16 protein-coding genes are annotated in these 17,486 nt (G+C 43.7%); 5 read left to right on the top strand and 11 right to left on the bottom strand.

From position 1 onward, the window contains the following. Nucleotides 1–50: 50 nt before the first annotated feature. Both PR699_RS15775 and tctD read right to left on the bottom strand, forming a co-directional pair. Entirely contained in the window at nucleotides 51–1,469 is a 1,419-nt protein-coding gene (locus PR699_RS15775; RefSeq protein ID WP_014656281.1) for a sensor histidine kinase, read from the bottom strand. Next, nucleotides 1,466–2,134, bottom strand: a complete 669-nt coding sequence (gene tctD, locus PR699_RS15770) for a transcriptional regulator TctD (RefSeq protein WP_004921202.1) — start codon at nucleotides 2,132–2,134, stop codon at nucleotides 1,466–1,468. Before tctD ends, PR699_RS15775 begins: the two co-directional genes overlap by 4 nt. 291 nt (nucleotides 2,135–2,425) lie before the next feature. Here tctD and PR699_RS15765 point away from each other — a divergent pair, with 291 nt between their 5' ends. The 4 genes from PR699_RS15765 (at nucleotide 2,426) to PR699_RS15750 (ending at nucleotide 5,990) form a co-directional block, all read left to right on the top strand. Continuing rightward, complete coding sequence (locus PR699_RS15765; RefSeq protein ID WP_004921205.1) at nucleotides 2,426–3,400, top strand: tripartite tricarboxylate transporter substrate binding protein; 975 nt, start codon at nucleotides 2,426–2,428, stop codon at nucleotides 3,398–3,400. 12 nt (nucleotides 3,401–3,412) lie between these two features. Beyond that, nucleotides 3,413–3,844 carry a tripartite tricarboxylate transporter TctB family protein gene (locus PR699_RS15760; RefSeq protein ID WP_004921207.1) on the top strand — a complete coding sequence of 144 codons (432 nt, stop codon included), beginning with the start codon at nucleotides 3,413–3,415 and terminating at the stop codon, nucleotides 3,842–3,844. 10 nt (nucleotides 3,845–3,854) lie between these two features. Then, a complete protein-coding gene (locus tag PR699_RS15755; protein ID WP_004921210.1) occupies nucleotides 3,855–5,372 on the top strand; it encodes a tripartite tricarboxylate transporter permease in 1,518 nt (505 codons plus the stop codon). A 177-nt stretch (nucleotides 5,373–5,549) separates the two neighbouring features. Continuing rightward, a complete protein-coding gene (locus PR699_RS15750) occupies nucleotides 5,550–5,990 on the top strand; it encodes a hypothetical protein (protein ID WP_014656282.1) in 441 nt (146 codons plus the stop codon). 58 nt (nucleotides 5,991–6,048) lie between these two features. On the opposite strand, the gene fabB is transcribed toward PR699_RS15750, so the two are convergent. Continuing rightward, nucleotides 6,049–7,263 (bottom strand): beta-ketoacyl-ACP synthase I, encoded by a 1,215-nt coding sequence (gene fabB / locus PR699_RS15745; RefSeq protein ID WP_004921214.1) that lies wholly within the window; start codon nucleotides 7,261–7,263, stop codon nucleotides 6,049–6,051. A gap of 204 nt (nucleotides 7,264–7,467) precedes the next feature. On the opposite strand from fabB, the gene mnmC reads away from it, so the two are divergent. Beyond that, the gene (gene mnmC / locus PR699_RS15740) at nucleotides 7,468–9,522 is read left to right on the top strand and encodes a bifunctional tRNA (5-methylaminomethyl-2-thiouridine)(34)-methyltransferase MnmD/FAD-dependent 5-carboxymethylaminomethyl-2-thiouridine(34) oxidoreductase MnmC (RefSeq protein ID WP_202799685.1); all 2,055 of its coding nucleotides are present in this window, start codon (nucleotides 7,468–7,470) and stop codon (nucleotides 9,520–9,522) included. A gap of 135 nt (nucleotides 9,523–9,657) precedes the next feature. Here mnmC and PR699_RS15735 read toward each other — a convergent pair whose 3' ends face one another. The 8 genes from PR699_RS15735 to hutH all read right to left on the bottom strand — a co-directional run bounded on the left by PR699_RS15735 (nucleotide 9,658) and on the right by hutH (nucleotide 17,484). Then, the gene (locus PR699_RS15735; protein WP_014656284.1) at nucleotides 9,658–10,182 is read right to left on the bottom strand and encodes a GNAT family N-acetyltransferase; all 525 of its coding nucleotides are present in this window, start codon (nucleotides 10,180–10,182) and stop codon (nucleotides 9,658–9,660) included. 58 nt (nucleotides 10,183–10,240) lie between these two features. Continuing rightward, nucleotides 10,241–10,513, bottom strand: coding sequence for a YfcL family protein (locus PR699_RS15730; RefSeq protein ID WP_004921219.1), 273 nt, complete (start codon nucleotides 10,511–10,513; stop codon nucleotides 10,241–10,243). Nucleotides 10,514–10,542: 29 nt separating this feature from the next. Further along, a complete protein-coding gene (locus PR699_RS15725; RefSeq protein ID WP_014656285.1) occupies nucleotides 10,543–11,091 on the bottom strand; it encodes an elongation factor P hydroxylase in 549 nt (182 codons plus the stop codon). A gap of 16 nt (nucleotides 11,092–11,107) precedes the next feature. Then, nucleotides 11,108–11,911, bottom strand: coding sequence for a TSUP family transporter (locus tag PR699_RS15720; RefSeq protein WP_014656286.1), 804 nt, complete (start codon nucleotides 11,909–11,911; stop codon nucleotides 11,108–11,110). Between the two features lie 170 nt (nucleotides 11,912–12,081). Further along, nucleotides 12,082–13,179, bottom strand: a complete 1,098-nt coding sequence (gene aroC / locus PR699_RS15715; protein ID WP_004921225.1) for a chorismate synthase — start codon at nucleotides 13,177–13,179, stop codon at nucleotides 12,082–12,084. Between the two features lie 74 nt (nucleotides 13,180–13,253). Then, the gene (gene prmB / locus PR699_RS15710) at nucleotides 13,254–14,186 is read right to left on the bottom strand and encodes a 50S ribosomal protein L3 N(5)-glutamine methyltransferase (RefSeq protein ID WP_004921227.1); all 933 of its coding nucleotides are present in this window, start codon (nucleotides 14,184–14,186) and stop codon (nucleotides 13,254–13,256) included. Nucleotides 14,187–14,347: 161 nt separating this feature from the next. Next, nucleotides 14,348–15,745 carry an amino acid permease gene (locus PR699_RS15705; RefSeq protein WP_014656287.1) on the bottom strand — a complete coding sequence of 466 codons (1,398 nt, stop codon included), beginning with the start codon at nucleotides 15,743–15,745 and terminating at the stop codon, nucleotides 14,348–14,350. 206 nt (nucleotides 15,746–15,951) lie between these two features. Then, nucleotides 15,952–17,484: a histidine ammonia-lyase gene (gene hutH, locus PR699_RS15700; RefSeq protein ID WP_014656288.1), complete on the bottom strand. Its 1,533-nt coding sequence runs from the start codon at nucleotides 17,482–17,484 to the stop codon at nucleotides 15,952–15,954. Nucleotides 17,485–17,486: the final 2 nt, after the last annotated feature.

The following is a 17,486-nucleotide window of genomic DNA, read 5'->3' as shown; positions in this document are numbered from 1 at the left end:
CAGCAATGAGGGTGCTAATGTTGATTATATTAATACCCTCATCTGACTTATCACTGGCTAGTTTGAAACACCACCTTTGCCAACAAACCACCGAGTTCTCTTCCCTTCAATAATTGCAGGTCGGTACCATGATAAATCGCAATATCTTTCACTAACGCAAGCCCGAGACCTGATCCTTCCATAGCTAATGCATTATTTAAGCGTGTAAATGCTTCCATTGAGCGACTGATTTTTTTATCGGGGATACCGGGTCCTGAATCTTCAACTTCTAATATGGTATGCTGTTTGTTTTCACTTAATAATATCCGTACCGTTACAATGCCGTTATCAGGGGTATATTTAATGGCATTATCGATTAAGTTCGCACACATTTCTGCCAATAAAATAGGCTCACCTTTAATCCATGATTGCTCTTGTCCTTCATAACCAAGGTCAATTCCTTTACTTTCGGCTTGCCCCAATCGTGTAAAACAAGCCTGTTGGACTAACTCCACTAAATTAATCGCGCGATAGTGACGAATAGCCTCTTTCTCATGCGCTTTTAAACGCGCGAGTTGCAATAACCTATCAGTTAAGACAATCGTACTGTCGAGGGTTTTATTAATCGCATGCAGACTTTGCTGCCGCTGAACTTCATTTGTACTATTCAGGGCAACCGACACTTGGGTTTTAAGTACCGTTAAAGGTGTTTTCAATTGATGAGAAGCGTCGGCACTAAAGCGCTCTTGGCGTTTAACCATCCGTTTTAGCCTTTCAATATAGCGATTCAGGGCGTCCACGAGTGGCGATAATTCAGACCATGGCAGAATATCAGGAATAGGTGTGAGATCATTAGCGGAGCGCCCCATCATTAACTGAGATAACTTTTTCAACGGCGTTAATAGCTTACTCAGTAATAAATAGGCCAGCACTAATGTCAGGAACACGACAGTACCTTGGCTCATTAATGAGGATATTAATAGTTGACGAGCAAACTCATGCCGCGAAGAGACTGTTTCAGCAACGCGAATTTGCACCATTCCCATCATGCCACCTTCATTTATCGGTTGATAAAACGTGGCCACACGGATAGGCAAACCTTTATATTCGGCATCATAAAAATAGACCAGCGCCGTATAGTACTGAGAGCGCATCCAATTTGGGGGGATTTCAGGTAGGTCATCATAGCCAGAAATCGTTTCACCATTAGGCGCAATCACTTGGTAAAACAATCGGTCATTAATATTTCGTTCGAAACTGTCTAAAACGACATAAGGAACATCAACAATCAAATGACCGTTTTCAACCTTTAGCCGCTCGGCAACAGTACGAGCCGAAGCCAATAATGTCCGATCATAGGCCTGATTTGCCGCGTTTTTGGCACTGTAATAGTGAGTATAAACGGAGAATCCCCCCAACATAATGAGGGGGATACCGAAAAAGAGCAGTAACTGATGAAAGAGAGAGCGTGGATGAGAGACTAATTTCATACACTACACTGCTCTAATCGGTATCCTAATCCGCGAAGCGTATTGATATTGACATCGGTTCCTGTGAGTTTTTTTCTTACTCGATGCACATACAATTCAATACTCTGTAAGTTAGCTTCATCGGACAATGAAAAAACCTGTTCGAATAATTGTGTCTTTGAGACAGGCCGCCCACGACGATGAAATAATGTATTAAGTACTGCGAATTCTCTTGGTGTTAAGGCCAGCGGCTCTTTATCCACTAAGAAATAGCCTTCTTCATGGTAGCAAAGTGAACCAAAACGTTGTGGCTCATTCACCTGCCCTTGGCTCCGCCGTAATAATGCTCTGATCCGAGCTTCTAATTCCGCTAAATCAAACGGTTTAGTGAGATAATCATCTGCCCCTGCATTTAACCCTTTGACCCTATCTGAGACATCTGAGTTTGCCGTTAACAACAACACGGGGATCTCTTGACCCCGTTTTCTCATTTGGGCAAGTACTTCTAACCCGCTGAGCCTTGGCAACGACACATCTAATACCACTAATGAGTAGCTTTCTGTTTGTAATAATTGATCAGCAATCGCGCCATCACTCGCAATATCGACAGCAAAGCCGGTCGAACTAAGCGCTTTTTGTAACCATAACGACAACTCGTCATGATCCTCAACCAATAATATTCTCATTTGTATGCTCTCAATTCATTCAATACTGAGTATACGTTCGCATTAACCCCTGAGAAATAAAATACTTAAGCACAATATTTTCAAGGTGGCTCACAAGAATATTATATGAATACAAATTAACATTAAATTAACAAGTTAAAACTACTAATAATAAACAATCTGATATTCATCACAAAAAAACAACTTCATTTGTTAATGAAAGGTAAATGAAAGCTTTATGAGCCCATGATGATGATTAGAAAAACAACAATGACATCTCTTTTTGTCTGCTTTTTTGTGAGGAAATAAAGAATGAAAAAAACATCATTAGCGACACTCGCTGCTGCCCTTTTCTTTGCTGGTCTTAACCAAGCTGCGGCTCTACCTGAGCGTACTGAATGTATCGCACCAGCAAAACCCGGCGGTGGATTTGATTTAACCTGTAAGTTAGTGCAAGTTTCCCTACTCGAAACCAAAGAAATTGAAAAACCCATGCGTGTTACCTATATGCCTGGTGGTATTGGCGCGGTGGCTTATAATGCCATCGTTGCACAACGCCCAGCCGAAGCTGGCACAATCGTTGCTTTCTCAGGCGGCTCACTGCTTAACCTAGCGCAAGGGAAATTTGGTCGTTACAACGAAAATGATGTACGTTGGCTCGCCAGTGTGGGAAGTGATTACGGCATGATAGCGGTTCGTGAAGACTCTCCTTATAAAAATCTAAAAGATCTGATGGAAGCATTCAAAAAAGACCCTAACAGTATCGTCTTTGGTGCTGGTGGATCGGTAGGTAGCCAAGATTGGATGAAGACGGCATTACTCGCGAAACAGATTGATGTGGATCCGCGCAAAATGCGCTATGTGGCCTTTGAAGGCGGTGGCGAAACTTTAACTGCACTGTTAGGTAATCACATCCAAGTCATGTCGGGTGATATGAGTGAAATGGCTCCTTACCTTAATGATGGGAAAGTGCGTGTATTAGCCGTTTATTCCGATAAGCGCCTTGGTGATGGCCTTGAAAATATTCCAACAGCGAAAGAACAAGGTTACGACATTGAGTGGCCGATTATTCGTGGTTTCTATATGGGGCCAAAAGTCTCAGATGAAGATTATAATCAATGGGTTGAAGCCTTCAAAAAACTCCAACAAACCGATGAGTTCAAGAAACAACGTGAGCTACGCGGGTTATTTGAATATAACTTAACAGGTCAAGAGCTGGATAGTTATGTCAAAAAAGAGATCGAGCAATACCGCGAACAAGCTCGTTCATTTGGCTTAGCGAAATAACGGAGGCCAATAATGAGCCAACGCATATTCGCCATTGTCTGGCTAATATTGTGTGGTATCGGCCTCTATATTGGCTGGGGGATACAAAGTGAATACGCCTATGAACCACTTGGCCCCCGCCCTTTTCCGATAGCCATACTTTCGTTAATGGCTTTATGCGCATTCATCTTACTTGTTGGTAAACAAGAAGCGATTGAATGGCCTAAGGCATATGTGTTACGTCGCTTAGTATTACTCATCCTTTCATTGGTTATCTATGCTTGGGTATTTGAGTGGCTAGGCTTCCCGTTATCGACCTCTCTATTGACTATCAGTATTGCGTTGCTGTTTGGCGCGACACCTATTGCTGCCATCATTTCCGGCCCAGTATTAGGTATCACGCTTTTTTATGCTTTCGACAAGCTACTGGATGTCACTTTGCCAATTGGCAACTTGTTTAATTAAGGAGATAGCCATGGAAACTTGGATGTACCTTTCACAAGGCTTTGAAGTGGCACTAATTCCACAAAACCTAGTGATCGCACTTATCGGTTGCTTTATTGGTACGGTTGTCGGTATGTTGCCTGGATTAGGGCCAGTAAACGGCGTTGCAATACTTTTACCGCTCGCTTTTGCCCTTAAACTGCCTGCTGAATCGGCTTTAATATTGTTGGCAACCGTCTACCTAGGCTGTGAATATGGCGGTCGAATCTCGTCTATTTTATTAAACGTGCCCGGTGATGCTGCCGCGATTATGACAACCCTTGATGGCTACCCTATGGCAAAACAGGGTAAAGGTGGGGTGGCGTTATCAATTTCAGCGGTAAGTTCCTTTATCGGCTCTACTATCGCTATCTTCGGGATCATTCTATTCGCCCCATTACTTGCACAATGGGCGCTGGCGTTCGGCCCCGCCGAATACTTTGCGCTCATGGTATTTGCCATCGCGTGCCTTGGCAGTATGATGAGCCAAAACCCAGTTAAATCCCTACTGGCTGCATTAATTGGCCTCGCATTCGCCACGGTGGGTGTTGATGCAAACTCTGGTGAGTACCGCTTTACTTTCAATAGTGTCAATTTATCGGATGGCATCCAATTTATTGTGCTCGTTATTGGGCTATTTTCCGTTAGTGAAATTCTATTGATGTTAGAAGGAACTGCAACAGGCCAAGGGCTGATCCGTAAAACAGGCCGTATGCTGTTCAATCGTAAAGAAGCTAAAGCTTGTGCTGGTCCTACGTTACGCTCCTCTTTTATCGGTTTTTTTGTCGGTGTCCTCCCCGGCGCGGGTGCTACCATCGCCAGTGCTATCACCTATATGACAGAGAAAAAAATCAGTGGGGCTAACAACCAGTTTGGTAACGGTGATGTACGAGGTGTTGCAGCGCCGGAAGCCGCTAATAATGCTTCAGCCTGTGGCTCATTTATCCCGATGTTGACCCTTGGTGTTCCCGGTTCAGGTACGACCGCCGTTATGATGGGCGCATTAACACTGTATAACATTACTCCAGGTCCTGGCATGTTCACGGAACAACCGGATATTGTGTGGGGATTAGTCGCGGCATTGTTGATAGCCAATATCGTTTTATTGATCATGAATATTCCATTAATTGGGCTATTCACACGCATGCTCTCTGTGCCACTTTGGTTCTTAGTACCGACAATCGCCACCATATCAGCCGTTGGAGTATACGCGGTTCACAGTACTACATTTGACTTACTACTCATGATGGGACTTGGCATATTTGGCTATATCCTACGGAAAATGAATTTCCCATTATCGCCGTTGATCCTTGGCTTTGTTCTTGGCGAGATGTTGGAACAAAATTTACGTCGCTCTTTATCTATCAGTAATGGTGATTTCGATATTCTTTGGAGTAGTTCGATTTCTCAATGCTTACTGGTAATGGCTGTACTTGTTCTCGCTCTACCACCAATTATTAAATTAATACGTAAAAAGCGCCAACACCAACCATCCACCCTCTCGGATTAAGCTTATATTATCTCATCGATTTCTCTGTAAACTTTGCCCCGACCGGTAGTTAGGGGCATTTTTTATTACTGAGCATCACATTGTATTTAGTACAAGGCGTTAAACATTCAGCAAGTCAGCCAATGTTCCCTTTACCTATTTATACTCAGTGAGCACTCTTAGACGACATTATTTGTTATGCTTAAATTGTTACAAGCTTTTTTTAAATGGCAGCCTAAGCCACTTCATCATAATCAATTTGTGACTGTATTCAATAACCTATACCAAATCAGTAGCGAGTACCCTGCCACAATAACGTATAAAGATAATGGTGAGCTATTAGCGAAGGCGGTTGGTAAAGTCCATCTGTATTGCGATGGCAAATTGGTACTACGCCTCACTAAGAATGTCAGTGTCATTACAATTGGCGTAGTGGATAACAAAGCAAAAGTGATTAATATTAAAAAAGATGTGTTCCGTTTTCCGTCAAATACATCATCATCACATCCGCCCTATTTATCACCAAGCAGTGATTCAGACAGCCATCATCATACAAGTCGTTCTGACGATAATCATAGTGGCCACTTTTCAGGCGGTGATTCAGGTGGAGGAGATTGTGGCGGTGGCGGCGGTGATTGACCATAAAAAAAGCGAGAATCGAAGTTCTCGCTTTTAATTTGATAGCGTGAAAGACCAATTAGCCTTTATATTTGCTCATCACTAACGTTGCGTTAGTCCCCCCAAAGCCAAAGCTGTTAGACATAACTGTCTCTAATGCTTGCTCTGTCGGTTTCGTAACAATATTCAGCCCTTGAGCTTTAGGGTCTAAGTTTTCGACGTTGATACTTGGTGCAATAAAGCCATGCTCTAACATTAATAAGCTATAAATGGCTTCGTGAACACCCGCAGCACCTAAAGAGTGCCCTGTCATTGCCTTAGTGGCAGAAATAGCGGGTGAGTCATTACCAAATACTTCTTGAATCGCTTCGAGCTCTTTCGTATCACCCACAGGGGTAGAAGTACCATGAGTATTGATGTAATCAACCTTACCATCAATGCCTTGCATAGCCATTTGCATGCAACGTACTGCACCTTCACCTGAAGGGGCAACCATGTCCGCACCATCTGACGTTGCGCCATAACCAACAATTTCAGCGTAGATATGGGCACCACGAGCGAGCGCGTGCTCAAGCTCTTCAACCACCACAATACCACCGCCACCTGCAATAACAAAACCATCGCGGTCAGTATCGTAGGTTCTTGATGCTTTGCTTGGAGTATCATTGTATTTTGTTGACAATGCACCCATTGCATCGAATTCACAGGTCATTTCCCAGCTCAGCTCTTCACCGCCACCTGCAAATACAACGTCTTGTTTACCTAACTGGATCAATTCAACTGCATGACCAATACAGTGTGCTGAAGTGGAGCAAGCAGAGCTGATTGAGTAGTTCACCCCTTTAATTTTAAAAGGTGTTGCTAAGCAAGCTGAGATCCCAGATGCCATAGCTCGTGTAACCATGTAAGGGCCTACACCACGAAGGCCTTTTGCACGCATACCATCAGAGCCAGCAACTTGGTTACGCGGAGAGCCGCCGCCAGAACCAACCACTAAACCAGTACGTAAATTCGAAACTTGTTCGTCTGTTAAACCCGAATCACTAATTGCCTGCTCCATAGACAGATAGGCGTAAACTGAGCAATCACTCATGAAACGGCGGATCTTACGATCAATCAGACCGTCAGTATCCATTTTTACATTACCCCAGACGTGGCTACGCAGCCCCGCCTCTTTGAATTCTTCTGAGAAAGTGATCCCGGAACGACCTTCCTTCAGAGAAGCCAGTACTTCTTCCTGGTTATTACCAATACTGGAAACAATACCCAGGCCAGTGATGACTGCACGCTTCATTCATTACCTCATGTCTTTTAATAATGTGAGTACGGGATTACAGGTTGTCACTTTAGCTTACACTTGTAAGCTGAACAAGTCCGATCAGGGTAAATATTTGTATTTTTTTTTCATCGAACATAATAACATTTTTGTTCAAAGGTAGCCTTGATGCCTGTTCGGCGCTAAAATTCAATGATTATTTGGATAAGAACAGGCATAAGTGTGAAAAAGTCAGCCGTGCAAACAGCCCGCCTTAGCTGGAATGATGAAGGTACGCCAGTATCAGAACAATTTGATGATGTCTATTTTTCTAATCAAGATGGACTTGAAGAAACTCGCTACGTTTTTTTACAAGGAAATCAATTTCCAACGCGCTTTGAAACACATCCTTTTGAAACCTGTGTTATTGCCGAAACAGGCTTTGGTACTGGGTTAAACTTTCTTACTTTATGCCAATGTTTTGAAGAGTTTAAGCAAAATCATCCCAACGCAAAACTACAACGCTTACACTTTATCAGTTTTGAAAAATACCCCCTCAGCCAAGAAGACCTAAAAGCAGCCCACAGCCGTTGGCCTGAGCTAGATCCACTCTCCCAAATGCTCTGTGAAAAATGGCCTGATCCCCTACCCGGTAACCAACGTATTATCTTAAAAAATGGGGAAATCATTCTTGATTTATGGTTTGGTGACGTAAATGAACAATTACCTCTACTTAATAGCAATTTAAACAATAAGATAGATGCTTGGTTTTTAGATGGATTTGCACCTTCTAAAAACCCACAAATGTGGAGCGAACAACTGTTCACTGCAATGGCTAAATTTGCCCGCCAAGGAGGCACTTTTGCGACCTTTACCTCTGCGGGTTTTGTGAAACGCGGATTACAACAAGCGGGTTTCACTATCAAAAAAATTAAAGGTTTTGGTCGTAAACGGGAAATGTTAACAGGCAGCTTAGCGGATAAGCATGACGAAATGATGACACCTTGGTTCGCTCGTCAGCCAGCTGCAATACCAACCGATGTTGCTATCATAGGCGGAGGTCTCGCCAGTTTAACCACCGCCTATGCCTTAAATCAGCGCGGTGCTAACGTCACGCTCTATTGCAAAGACCAACAAGTGGCACAAAATGCTTCTGGCAACCGCCAAGGGGCGGTCTACCCACTTCTCAATGGGCGTGATAACCCTCTAGAGCGTTTTTTCGTCAGTGCGTTCCCTTATGCGCACCGCTTTTATCGTCATCTTTCCCAATCGGGGATCCCATTTGATAGCCAGTGGTGCGGTGTTTCTGAGCTAGCCTACCATGAAAGAAGCCGCAAAAAGATTGATGCGATGCTGCAAACTGAGTGGCCTGCTGCGTTCGCAGCTGCAAAGACACGTGAGCAGTTAACCAAGTTAGCAGGTCTTGATGTTAACCATGCTGGTATTCATTATGCTAAAGGGGGATGGCTTTGCCCCGCTCAATTATGTGAAAGCCTTATGCGCTATCTCGCTGAAAAAGGCGTTCAATTTCATTTTAATCACGATGTTGAGCAATTACAGCATTCTGAGGAAGGGTGGACTTTATCAGCGAATGTTTCCGGCAAACAGCAACAATATTTGCATCAAACGGTTGTCATTGCTAATGGTCATTTACTTACCCAGTTTCAACAAACCCAACAACTTCCAGTGACCCCCGTGAAAGGGCAAGTGAGTCATATCCCAACGACACCATCATTAAGCCAACTTAACAATGTATTATGCTATGAAGGTTATTTAACCCCAGTAAATCCCAATAACCAGCAGCACTGTATTGGGGCAAGTTACCAGCGTAACCACTTAGATTTTGCATACAGTGAAGTAGACCAGCAAGATAATCGCCAAAAACTGCTCAATAGTTTGCCCGATGTGAGTTGGCCAGAAGAGGTTGATGTTTCTGCTCAACAAGCTCGCCAAGGGATCCGCTGTGTGATCCGCGACCATATGCCACTAGTGGGGAATATCCCTCACTTTACGCAATTAATGGCAGCTTATGAAAATTTACCTGAACAGATGGAAAAACAGGCAAATATTGTACTCGCCCCAACCTATCCTAATCTCTTTATCTTAGGGGCGTTAGGCTCACGAGGGCTTTCAACCGCGCCTTTGTGTGGTGAGTTACTCGCCGCACAAATCTTTAATGAACCACTGCCTTTAGATGATGAAACATTAGCCGCATTGCACCCTAACCGCTTTTGGGTGAGAAAATTGCTCAAAGGCCGTGAAGTTAAAGTGATGCTACAAGAAAACATCATAAAATAACTGAATCCTGTGCTCTATTGACGTAATAATATCGAGCGCTTTATCGCTTAAAAAGCGATATGAATGAACAGCAAAAAATAGCCGCATTCGTTCAATGCGGCTATTAACGTCTAAAAACAGTAAGTTACTGCTATCTTAATTCGGACGGACTATTTTAACCCTCATTGCACAACGATCAGCAGCATTAAACCCAGCATCAATTTCTTGTTGTAGAATTTCTTCTAGCTCAGTGGGTAGAGCCTCTTCATCAATGATAGAAAATCCAAAACGCTGATAATACGGTGCATTCCAAGGGATTTCACGGAAAGTGGTTAGCGTCACATAGTCAAAGTGATGTTGTAACGCATATTGGAGAATATGCTGAATTAATGCCCGACCTACGCCCTTACCCTGCCACGATTGGCACACAGAAATTTCACCAATATGGAGGCTATGCGTTAATTTGTCGACATTAATAAAGCCAATGGGCTGATCGTCATTATCTACCGCCACCCATTCCCTATTGTCCTGAATAAACTGTAGATGATCTTGCTCTGATTGCACTTCATCGTCAGCAATCCAAGCAAATTGATGATGACCACGAAAGACTTGCGCGGCAGAGCGCTCGATAGCAGGGAGTTTTTTTGCGTCGCGCGGCTGTGCTTGGCGAATATGAAACATAAAATAAACCTATAAAAAAGAGGAGCTTCCTCCTCTTAATAATCAATATAGTGTGTGATTAACGCACGTCATCCAGTAAGGATTTCCACATACCTAAAACCAGTACTTGATCTGGTGGGGTGAGCTCTCCCCCTTTAATTGCCTGCTGAATACTCTCTTCAACACGTTGATAAAGTGCATCAACACTGGTTTCATTCTCTTGTTCAAGCTCTGCGACAGCAAGGGTTAGATGCCCACGCAAATAGCCGCCCGCAAATAATTCATCGTCACTTGCGTGTTCGACCATATCATCAATTTTTGTCAGTATGCGTGTTTCAAAATCCGCAAGCATGCTTAATCCTTACTCTCGTTAATGTGTCATTAGGCAAAAATATCTTCCGGATAAGGGAAGTCTTCTGCACAAAGTGGTGGAGTATTGTAAAACGTTTGTAACGCGTTCACAAAGCGTAATGGCCTTTCAGGAATACCATTTGCTAAATATTCCATCACTTGGGCATGTACTTTGCGCTGAAATGCGATACGGTCAGGCTCAAAATCCCCTTCTAGATTGTCGCAACTGACATTAAAAGGAATGCCAGCCGCTACACAAAATAACCAATCTAACGCCTGAGGTTTGATTTCAACGACTTCAAATGCACATTGCGTTTTTTCATCACGACCATCGGGGCAATACCAGTAGCCATAATCGACTTGCTGGCGTCTTGCCTCTCCCGCAATGCACCAATGCGAAATTTCATGCAGTGCGCTGGTGAAAAAACCATGTGCAAAGACAATGCGATGATAAGGTGTTTGCTCATCGGCCGGTAAATAAACTGGCTCATCGTCACCTTTCACCAATTTGGTGTTGTACTCTTCGCCAAAGCACTGTTCAAAAATATCAATCAACTGCTGATAATGATGTTTAATCATGGAAATTCAAATCATTTTAAAATAATGAAACAACCCAAGCTTTGATAGCATCGCCATGGCTGTCATGGAGCAATTTAATACTCATCAGCAAAGAGATGATCACAATCATTGGCCTGATCAATTTTTGCCCTTTCGTTAACACCAAGCGAGCGCCTAGTCTTGCGCCAACCATTTGGCCGATAAGCATAACAAAACCGAGCACCCAAAGAACATGACCTCCGATAATAAAAAATATTAAAGAGCCAAAATTTGAGGCAAAGTTCAGTAACTTAGCATGGGCAGTCGCTTTAGCAAGGTTATACCCCAACAATAACACATAGCCTAATGCTAAAAATGACCCAGTTCCCGGCCCAAATGCGCCATCATAAAAACCCATCGTCATACCAACAGCAACCCCAAAAACAGGCATACTAATACGTTGCTTACGATCTTGTGCACCAATTGACGGTGTTAACAAAAAGTACAGGCCAACGCAGATAACCATGATAGGCAAAAGCTGTTTGAGAAAATCCGTATTAATCATTTGGATCAAGATAGCGCCTAACATGGCACCAATGATCGTCATGATAAAGGGGAACATTTGCTCTCGTAAGTTAATCGCTTTACGTCGAACAAAATAGAGTGACGATGAGAACGAACCTCCAACTGCTTGGAGTTTGTTAGTTGCAAGTGCCTCAACAGGCGTTATACCGACAGAAAGTAATGCAGGGATGGTTAATAACCCCCCGCCGCCAGCTATGGAGTCAATAAATCCCGCGAACAATGCAACACAGAAAAGTAATAAATAAATTTCAGGTGCAACAACAGTCAGCCAATCCATTTTTAATCCAAGTAACAGAATTGCCATTACGGCGATACGTAATCTACTCTGCCGCTGATAAACAAATACAAGCCCACAGAGTATCACTGCCCAGATGAGGTATTTTTAAGGAGGCGTCATCCAAACCTTCATATTAACAATAAGGGAGACGATGCCCCCTTACGCACTCTTTACGACAATCCTGAAAATGGTTTCATTGTGGGTATAACATCAGCACATTGCCCACGGTGACGCAAATAGTGGTCCATCAATACAATCGCCATCATTGCTTCTGCAATAGGTACGGCTCGAATACCAACACAAGGGTCATGTCGACCTTTGGTGATCATTTCGACTTCTTCACCATCACGATTTAGCGTTTTACCTGAAACGGTAATACTGGAGGTTGGCTTCATCGCGATATGCGCAATAATAGGTTGGCTGCTACTTATCCCCCCTAAAATTCCCCCAGCGTGGTTTGAAGTGAAGCCCTCGCGAGTGATTTCATCGCGGTTTTCACTCCCTTTCAGGCCAATTACTCCAAAACCATCCCCAATTTCAACCCCTTTAACAGCATTAATACTCATTAAAGCATGAGCAATATCTGCATCTAAGCGGTCAAATACAGGCTCTCCCAATCCTGCTGGTACATTCTCAGCCACGACAGTCACTTTCGCGCCAATCGAATCTCCCTCTTTTTTTAGCCCTCTTAGTAACTCATCTAGCGCTTCTAATTGACTAGGGTCAGGGCTGAAAAAAGGGTTTTGCTCAACAATAGACCAATCTTTGATTTCACATTTCACTGGCCCCATTTGTGTCAAACAGGCACGTATCGTGATCCCCAATTTTTCTTGTAGGTATTTTTTAGCGATTGCTCCAGCCGCAACACGCATAGCCGTTTCACGAGCAGAAGAGCGCCCGCCTCCACGGTAGTCGCGCTGACCATATTTTTGTTCGTAGGTATAATCTGCGTGCCCTGGTCTAAAGACATCTTTAATTGCGCTGTAGTCTTGAGAACGTTGATCGGTATTTTCAATCAATAGGCCTATGCTGGTTCCCGTAGTGACACCATTAAATACCCCAGATAGAATTTTGACCTGATCAGGCTCTCGACGTGCAGTAGTATAACGAGACGTTCCCGGACGGCGGCGGTCAAGATCCCCTTGTAGATCGGCTTCTGTTAATGCTAGCCCTGGTGGCACACCATCAATGATGCACCCCAAAGCCAAGCCATGAGATTCCCCAAAAGTGGTAACCCGAAACAGTTGCCCTATTGAATTTCCTGCCATACCAAATTCCTAATTAATATTTCATGATTGTTATTTTGATGTTGTGGTTGATTAGAATGCCGCGCAATATTTTCTTAATCAATATAAAGTTGAAAATGAGCATGATGTTCAACTAATTGCTCACGCGTCAACATAAATACTCCATCACCACCATACTCAAACTCTAACCAAATAAAGGGAATTTCTGGGTATTGTTCAATCAGATGTACCATACTGTTACCGACTTCGCAGATCAATACACCCTCATCACTCAGAAAGCGTGGTGCATTTGCTAAAATACGACGCACCAATTTTAAACCATCGCTTCCCGCCGCTAGCGCCAATTCAGGCTCAACGCGGAACTCTTCCGGTAAATCATCCATATCCTCAGCATCAACATAAGGTGGATTAGTCACAATTAAATCATACTTAACGTCAGGCATATCCCTAAACAGATCAGAGCGGATAGGAATAACGCGGTGCTCTAAACCATGATTCGCAATATTGTGTTCAGTAACGGCAAGCACATCGGTCGAGATATCGACCGCATCCACTTCCGCTTCAGGGAATTCATACGCACAGGCGATTGCGATACAGCCACTCCCTGTACACATATCAAGTATCGTTCGCGGCTCATCAGCCAACAAGCCAACAAAATGGTTGTTGATAAGCTCTCCAATTGGTGAACGAGGAATTAATACACGCTCATCCACATAGAACTCATGTCCACAGAACCACGAACAGTTAGTCAGGTAAGCCACTGGAACACGCTCATTAATACGACGCAATACACGTTCAATGATACGATGACGCTCCGTTGGAGTCAGGCGCGAGGTCAATAGTTCATCCGGTACATCAAGAGGTAAGTAAAGCGTTGGTAGCACTAATTGTAACGCTTCATCCCATGCATTATCAGTACCGTGACCATAATAAACATTGGCAGCATTAAAGCGGCTCATTGTCCAACGTAAAATGTCCTGAATGGTATGAAGCTCAGCAACAGCTTCATCAACGAAGATCTTTTCCAAGAAGGGTTTCTCCAGACTGTATATCGAAAGTGTTCAAGTTTGCCACGAAGTGAGACACAAATCAGCAGATTAATACAATAAAATCGCGAGGAAAACAGAGGGGAAGCTATTTAATGTCAAGAGGCCCCCTGTTTAAACTGGAGGCCTCTTAGGATAAGTCGTTATTCTACCGACTCAGCGTTGTAATTTACGTCAGTCTCCGCATTGGGTTGTTTAACCCACAGTGCATAAACGACGGCTAAAATCACCAACCAAACAATACCCACATATAAAGCAATACGTGTATCTTCAAAATAACCGAGTACCCCAAAGATAAATAGCATAAATATGATGGCAAGTGCTGGACCAACTGGCCATAATGGTACAGGGAATTTCAGTTTACTCACCTGCTCTGGCGTCATTTTGCGGCGCATGGCTACCTGTGATACCAAGATCATCAGCCATACCCAAATCGTGGCAAAGGTTGCAATCGATGCAATCACTAAGAACACTTTTTCAGGGATCAGATAATTCAATACCACCCCAACCAGCAAAATAATTGACATCACCAGTACGGTCATCCATGGCACACCATTTTTGGTCAGTTTAGTGAATACTTTCGGCGCCTGCCCTTCGTGTGCCATACCATACATCATACGGCCCGCCCCAAAGATGTCACTGTTGATAGCGGAGATTGCTGCGGTGATCACTACCACGTTCAAAATGTTTGCGGCCGATGCAATGCCTAGGCTATCAAAAATTTGTACGAATGGACTGCCTTGGTGACCAATTTGATTCCAAGGGTAGATACACATTAAGACAAATAAAGTTAAGACATAAAAGAGTAGGATACGAATTGGTACCGCATTGATAGCACGAGGAATTGTTACGTCAGGATTTTTAGCTTCACTTGCCGTAATACCAATGACTTCAATGCCCCCAAAGGCGAACATTACCACGGCAAACGATGCGATAACCCCTCCGATCCCATTTGGCATAAAGCCACCGTGCTCAAATAGGTTTGTAATACCGACTGCATGCTCAGAGGCTTGCCCAAAGCCAAACACCATAATCGCCGCACCGCCGATGATCATCGCGATAATTGCAACAATTTTGATGATAGAGAGCCAGAACTCCATTTCACCAAATACTTTTACATGACAAAGGTTAATTGCCCCGATAAAACAGATGATACTCAAAACCCAGATCCACTGAGCGACCTCAGGAAACCAGAGCTTCATATAAAAACCAAATGCGGTGACGTCTGCTAAGCAGACAATGAGCATTTCAAAAACATATGTCCAACCAGCAAAAAAACCTGCTCGTGGACCTAAATAGTGACTTGCATACTGTGAGAAGGAGCCAGCAAGGGGGTTATGTACCGCCATTTCCCCTAGGGCGCGCATCACCATAAAAACCGCCGCGCCACCAATAATATAAGCAATTAAAACCGCAGGGCCTGCCGTCTCAATCGCTTTTGCTGAACCATAAAAAAGACCTGTACCAATCGCTGCCCCGAGGGCCATAAACCGGATGTGACGCGCAGAAAGTCCACGCGTAAGTTTTGTTGTGCTTTGCATGATTTATCCTTCGTTTTTTATATACCCTAAATCATTCAAGCCACTTATCAGAATGATGAGTAGACACTAGCTCACTAAGGTGACAGACAGATATCTATCTCTCATGTCGCTTGAAGATTAATGGGTACTATTTTTAATAATGGTCGTGCAGATAAATACTACAAGCGGCCGATACATTGCCGACCGCTTATTATTTGCGTGATGTATTATTTAGGAAAAACCGAGTTTTCAGGGAACAATGTTGATAGCTTTTGTTCCGTAATGAGCTGAATTGCCGCATCAATATCAGGGGCAAAATAGCGGTCTTTATCATAATACGCGACTTTATCACGCAATATGTGACGGGCTTTTTCTAATACCTCGCTTGATTTTAAGCCCTCACGAAAGTCGATCCCTTGACATGCCGATAACCATTCAATGGCTAAAATGCCTGTCACATTTTTTGCCATTTCCCACAAGCGGCGGCCTGCTGCTGGCGCCATAGAGACATGGTCCTCTTGGTTTGCCGAGGTCGGTAAACTATCAACACTGGATGGATGTGCTAATGCTTTATTTTCACTCGCCAATGCTGCCGCAGTTACCTGAGCAATCATAAAACCAGAGTTGACCCCGCCATTATTAACGAGGAATGGTGGCAATTGAGACATGTGCGTATCCATCAATAACGCAATACGTCGTTCAGACAGTGCACCGATTTCGGCTAAAGCAAGCGCGATGTTGTCCGCAGCCATTGCCACTGGCTCCGCGTGGAAGTTACCGCCAGAGATAATGTCACCATTATCAGTAAAGACTAATGGGTTGTCAGAAACAGCATTCGACTCGATTAAAATTACCTCAGCCGCTTGACGAATTTGCGTCAAACAGGCCCCCATCACTTGAGGCTGGCAACGTAACGAATAAGGGTCTTGTACTTTAACGCAATTTTCATGAGATTGAGCCAACTCACTCGTTGGTGTTAACACCTCACGAAATAGTCTTGCAACATCAATTTGCCCTTTTTGACCACGCACCTCGTGGACGCGCGCATCAAATGGTTTGCGTGACCCCAATGCCGCTTCCACACTCAGAGAGCCACAAACAATACCGCTTAGCAGTAAGTTCTCAGCTTCAAATAACCCTTTTAGCGCAAACGCCGTTGATACTTGGGTGCCGTTTAATAGTGCTAGACCTTCTTTCGCTTCCAGTTTCAACGGTTTTAGCCCTGCTTTTTCAAGTGCCGATTTAGCGCTGAGCCATTTACCTTGATAGCGTGCTTTCCCTTCACCAAGTAGCAGCAAACTCATATGCGCTAAAGGTGCTAAATCACCAGAAGCACCAACTGAACCTTTAGCAGGAATAAAGGGATAAACTTGGTGATTCACTAACGCGATTAGGGCTTCAATCACTTCTAATCGAATACCAGAGAAGCCACGAGCTAAACTATTAATTTTTAAAACCATAATCAGACGAACCAATTCGTCATCAAGCGGTTCACCCACGCCCGCTGCATGTGACATCACAATAGAGCGTTGCAGCGATTGCAGATCTTTTGCAGCGATTCGGGTATTGGCTAATAAACCGAATCCTGTATTAATACCGTATGCCGTCTTATCTTCAGCAATAATCTTATTTACCGTTGCCACACTTTTTTCGATTGCCAAATGAGAGCGTTTATCGAGAGCAACCGTTACAGACTGTGCAAGCACAATACGCAAATCATTCAGTGACATTTTTCCTGGATGGATAGTTAACTTAGTCATGC

Source organism: Providencia sp. PROV268 (assembly GCF_028477805.1).
In the GTDB taxonomy this organism is placed as follows: Bacteria; Pseudomonadota; Gammaproteobacteria; order Enterobacterales; family Enterobacteriaceae; genus Providencia; species Providencia stuartii.
Note: the sequence above shows the minus strand (reverse complement) of the source record. Positions and strands in the feature narration are given on the sequence as shown.